The organism is Rhodococcus sp. EPR-157, from assembly GCF_001647195.1.
GTDB lineage: Bacteria > Actinomycetota > Actinomycetes > Mycobacteriales > Mycobacteriaceae > Rhodococcoides.
On the sequence record NZ_LVCV01000147.1, the window covers coordinates 1 to 4201 of the forward strand.

The 4201-nt window shown below is 63.7% G+C and carries 6 protein-coding genes; 3 read left to right on the forward strand and 3 right to left on the reverse strand.

The window, feature by feature from the left end; translation table 11 throughout:
* A partial coding sequence (locus A2J03_RS05920) for a diiron oxygenase (RefSeq protein WP_197480634.1) occupies window positions 1-255 on the reverse strand: 255 nt, incomplete at its 3' end.
* Between the two features lie 159 nt (window positions 256-414).
* Here A2J03_RS05920 and A2J03_RS05925 point away from each other — a divergent pair.
* The gene (locus tag A2J03_RS05925; RefSeq protein WP_068370735.1) at window positions 415-888 is read left to right on the forward strand and encodes a DUF4334 domain-containing protein; all 474 of its coding nucleotides are present in this window, start codon (window positions 415-417) and stop codon (window positions 886-888) included.
* A 15-nt stretch (window positions 889-903) separates the two neighbouring features.
* Here the strand turns inward: A2J03_RS05925 and A2J03_RS05930 are convergent, their stop codons facing one another.
* Window positions 904-1977 carry an FUSC family protein gene (locus A2J03_RS05930; protein WP_231912390.1) on the reverse strand — a complete coding sequence of 358 codons (1074 nt, stop codon included), beginning with the start codon at window positions 1975-1977 and terminating at the stop codon, window positions 904-906.
* A gap of 182 nt (window positions 1978-2159) precedes the next feature.
* Between A2J03_RS05930 and A2J03_RS05935 the strand changes: the two genes are divergently transcribed.
* Window positions 2160-2720: a hypothetical protein gene (locus A2J03_RS05935; protein ID WP_068370729.1), complete on the forward strand. Its 561-nt coding sequence runs from the start codon at window positions 2160-2162 to the stop codon at window positions 2718-2720.
* A 178-nt stretch (window positions 2721-2898) separates the two neighbouring features.
* The gene (locus tag A2J03_RS05940) at window positions 2899-3405 is read left to right on the forward strand and encodes a CDP-alcohol phosphatidyltransferase family protein (protein WP_197480635.1); all 507 of its coding nucleotides are present in this window, start codon (window positions 2899-2901) and stop codon (window positions 3403-3405) included.
* Here the strand turns inward: A2J03_RS05940 and A2J03_RS05945 are convergent.
* A partial coding sequence (locus A2J03_RS05945; RefSeq protein WP_156520227.1) for a YihY/virulence factor BrkB family protein occupies window positions 3356-4201 on the reverse strand: 846 nt, incomplete at its 5' end. The two genes, A2J03_RS05940 and A2J03_RS05945, sit on opposite strands and share 50 nt — an antisense overlap.

The following is a 4201-nucleotide window of genomic DNA, read 5'->3' on the forward strand; positions in this document are numbered from 1 at the left end:
GCCGGTACTCATGATGGAGCACACTTCGTGACGGGTCAGCAGAATTCGCTGATCCTCTGTCATCTCGTTCCACAGATCCGTGCCGTACAGCGTGCTCCACTGCGGGTTCAATCCGTAGAGCGTCGGGTCGAGCTCCTCGTCCCACGCCACGTCTTCAGCTGGGTCGTAGGAAAGTTGTGCAGCCGAATCGAGCAATCGGAGCGAGACATCCTCGGCATCGAGAACGTCGGTCCGTGTTGCAGATGTGCTGGTCATGGTGCATTCATCCTTCCATCGACAGTGAAGCCGCGTATGTGTTACACACATTACCAGTTACTTTAGGTTGCAGTCACTTCTCGGTGGACGGAAATCGACTTCGCGTACCTTTCGATGTGGTCGAACCGCCCGGTTCGCCGCACCGAGCATGGAGGCAGCATGTACATCGAGTCGGCACGTAACCTGTTCGCAGAAAAACTGAAGCAGACGGACGGGGTACAGCCCGCCGAGCTCGACGCGATCTGGACCGCCCTTGCACCGGTTCGAGCCGAGGACATTCTCGGGAACTGGAAAGGATCTCAGTTCTTCACCGGGCACCGGTTGTGCCGCAAGCTGACCACCAGCAACTGGCACGGGAAACGGTTCGAGTCGCTCGACCGCGCGCAGCCGTTGATCTGCCGCGACGCCAGCGGTGAGCTCTACTCGGACGTCGAGTCCGGCAACGGCGAGGCGAGTCTGTGGAACATCGAGTTCCGTGGCGAAGTCACCGCAACCATGGTCTACGACGGCGCACCGATCTTCGATCACTTCAAGATGGTCTCCGCCGACACTCTCATGGGCATCATGAACGGCAAGTCCGCCCTGGTACTCGACGGCGGTCACCATTACTACTTCGCCCTCGAACGCGAGTAGAAATCGGCGCCGTCATCACTGGGTAGGTGCTCGTTCGTGTCCGAGCCCGTACAGGGTCGCGTTGACGGTGTCGATCGCGACAACGATGGCCGAGATCGCCTCCGCGTCCGAACCGGCGTCGTCGAGGTCGGCGCGGACGACATCGCTCAGTCGCATGGCTTCAGGAAGGTGAAGGTTCATCATCTGCGCGTACGGGCTGTGGTGCCGGGCGGGGTCGTACCCGAGTTCGTCGAGAGCATCCGCGACGGTGTCGAGCAGGTCGGCGACGTCCGCGCGCAGTCCTGCCTGACTCGCGTCCGCCTTGCGCGACAGTGCCTCGACCCCCACTACGACGGCGGCAAGGGAAATCAGAGTGCGATCGAGTGCGGTAGCCACCGGGCGATAGATTCGCTCCCCACCGACTCTGGCCCATCCCTTGCGCCGAATGTTCCCGCGCAGACTGTCCTTGCCTCGATCCAGCGCTGCGGTGACTCCCGAGGCCTTGAACAGCGCCCACAGATCAGTTCGAAGTTCCCACTGCACCTGCTTCCCGTCCTTGACCACACGAGCCAGATCTCGCAGGAGCTGCGCCTGCCCGCGCGACCGCTCGACGACGAGATCCCTCGCTTCCGACAGATACTCCGGTGGCAGAACGAGCGCATTGACGCATACCCCGACGAGCGCGCCGAGGGCGACGTCGGCGACCCGGAACATCACCACGGTCTCGTCCATCGCGCTTCCGTAGAGAAGAACCAGTAAGGCAGTGATCGCGACCCACATCCCGTCGGGCGCGAACACGCGTAGTCGTCCGACAGCCGTTCCGACTGCTACCGACGCTGCAAGGGCGGCGACCGGTGGCAGCGCGACGACAGCGGCGGCTGCAACCGTGACCCCCGCGACGACGACTCCTACTTGCCGCAGGGCCGCAGTGCCCGACGCACGCACCGTCACGCCGATCATGAAGAGTGCCGTGTACGGCGCCAGAAAGCTCTGCGGACTGCCTACCACCCGATCGGCCAACCACCATGCCACCAGAGCCGCGATTGCCGACTTGGCTGCGGCCACCAGCCAGGGACCGCCGATCTTTCGCGCAACTGAACTACCCCGCATCCCGGTGTGCTACCCGCGCAGTGGAGCGGCAAAACCCATACGTCGATGTGTGAAGTCGCAACCTTCGGGTATCGCACACAACAGCAGAAATCGGTGCAGCCAAAGCCGTTTCGTCTGCTCTACCCTCCCGTGCCAGCGCACGAGTCGCCGACTCGTGCCCCACGGGTCTCGAAAGGCTCCCGATGTCTACAAGAAATACCGTTGTCCGCGCTCTCCACGACGTTGGCGGTGCGGCCTGGTTCGGCGGTTCGCTGATGGGCGCCATCGGCGTCAACGGTGCAGCAACCGCAGTGCACGATCCCCGCGACCGTGCACGTGTAGCCGCAGCAGGCTGGGCGAAGTGGTCGCCTGCAAATGCCGTCGCAATCGGCGCGCATGTGATCGGTGGCACCGGAATTCTGCTCGCGAATCGCGAGAGGGCCAAGCACCAGCAGGGCGTCACCGCCAATACGACCGCGAAGATCGTCGTTACCGGTGTCGCACTTGCAGCAACCGTCTACAGCGGTCTCCTCGGAGCGAAAACAGCCGAGGCTGCGGGCCGTCCTGTCGACTCGGCAACCGAGCCGGCAGCGGGTACACCGCCGGAAGCTGCTGCTGCACAGAAGCAACTGCAGTACCTGCAGTGGGCACTCCCGGTTCTGACCGGCGTGATCGTGATTCTGGGAGCACAACAGGGCGAGCAGCAGCGGCCCGCTCAGATTCTCTCCGGCGTCGCGGGCAAGATCGCGGCGCGCGCCAACTGACATGCTCCGCCGAAGCACCGGGCCGACATCTCCACTCGGGCAGGCGAATTACTTCGCCAGGTGGTCGGAACTGCACAGCAAAATCGATCCGGCATCCACACGGTTCCTTGCGCCCTGGCTACGGTCGATGTACTCGCTGGGTCGGCCCCTCGTCGCACGTGGAGTATCTCCTCACACCGTGACGTCGGTCGGCGTCGCGTTGGCCGTCTCGGCCATCGCGGCGTCGGCCGCCGGCTCTCGGTGGCCGTTGCTCGCCGGATTCATCATTCTGCTGTCGGCGGTGGCGGACGGTGTGGACGGCGCCGTTGCGGTCATCGGTCAATCCGAAAGCCGTTGGGGTTACGTACTGGACACGGTTGCGGACCGGTGCAGCGAATTGTGCTTTCTCGGATGCGCATACGTCCTGGGTGCGCCCCCGGCATTCGTGGTCGCAATTGCTGCACTGACGCTGCTTCAAGAGTCCGCGCGCGCCCGCGCTGCTGCCGCCGGATTGGACGAGATCGGGATATTGACGGTGTGGGAGCGGCCATCACGGGTGATAGTGGCGTTGGTAGTCACCATCGGCTGCGGGCTCGCCCCCGGCGCAACGGTTCTCGTAACTCTGATGTCGAGCGTGGTCGGTGTCGGCCTCGCACTCATCGGTTTCGTTCAGTTGATGGTCGTTCTGCGTCGCCGGTTGCGCTGACTTGATCGTAGGAATAGATCGCCACCCAACCGACCAGCACCAAGACATGCAAGAGGAACATCCACAACGCAACTGCGATACCGCCGCCGATGACATCGAGACCACCGAACGGCGCTCCCAGATCGACCGGTATCGCGAGGAACAGCACGAACCCTTGCACGAAACCCGCGATGAACGACGACGCCACCAACGACCCGACGATCAAGACCTGCCACCGAATTCGATGCGGTGCGATAGCCCCGTAGACCCACCCCAGCGGCACTGCGAGCACCAGCCACAGGCACTGAAACCCCATCCAGACTCGCAGTGCGAGCTCCCCCGGTCCTCCGTCGGTCGTGAACTGTCTCAAGCCGGCCGAGGCCGCGAGGAGCACCGACAGTAGAACCGGTGCCAACAGCACGAACGGCAGCACCAGCACTCGTCCACGCCAGCCCAGAAACCGTTCGCTCACCGGAGTGAACTGAGTCAGCGCACGTCGCAGACCCTCTCCGTAGAACGTGGCGGGAAACAGCGCGACCACGATACCCAACGGACCCAGACCAATTCCGGCTTGCACCAGTGCGGACAGCGCCGCCCGAGCACCGAGCGTGTCCGGCAACAGCACTGCCATATCTGCGAATCGGTCGACGACCCACTCGCTCGAGGTCAGCGCACTGGCCGCTCTCGTCGTCAACAGGAGCAGAGGGACGATCGCGATTGCGGCGTAGAACGTCAAACCGCTGGCCACGAGTGCCGTGTCCTGACGACCCAGATCCGCGCGCGCCATTCGTGCCGCGACGATCAGGCGCACGGCGAC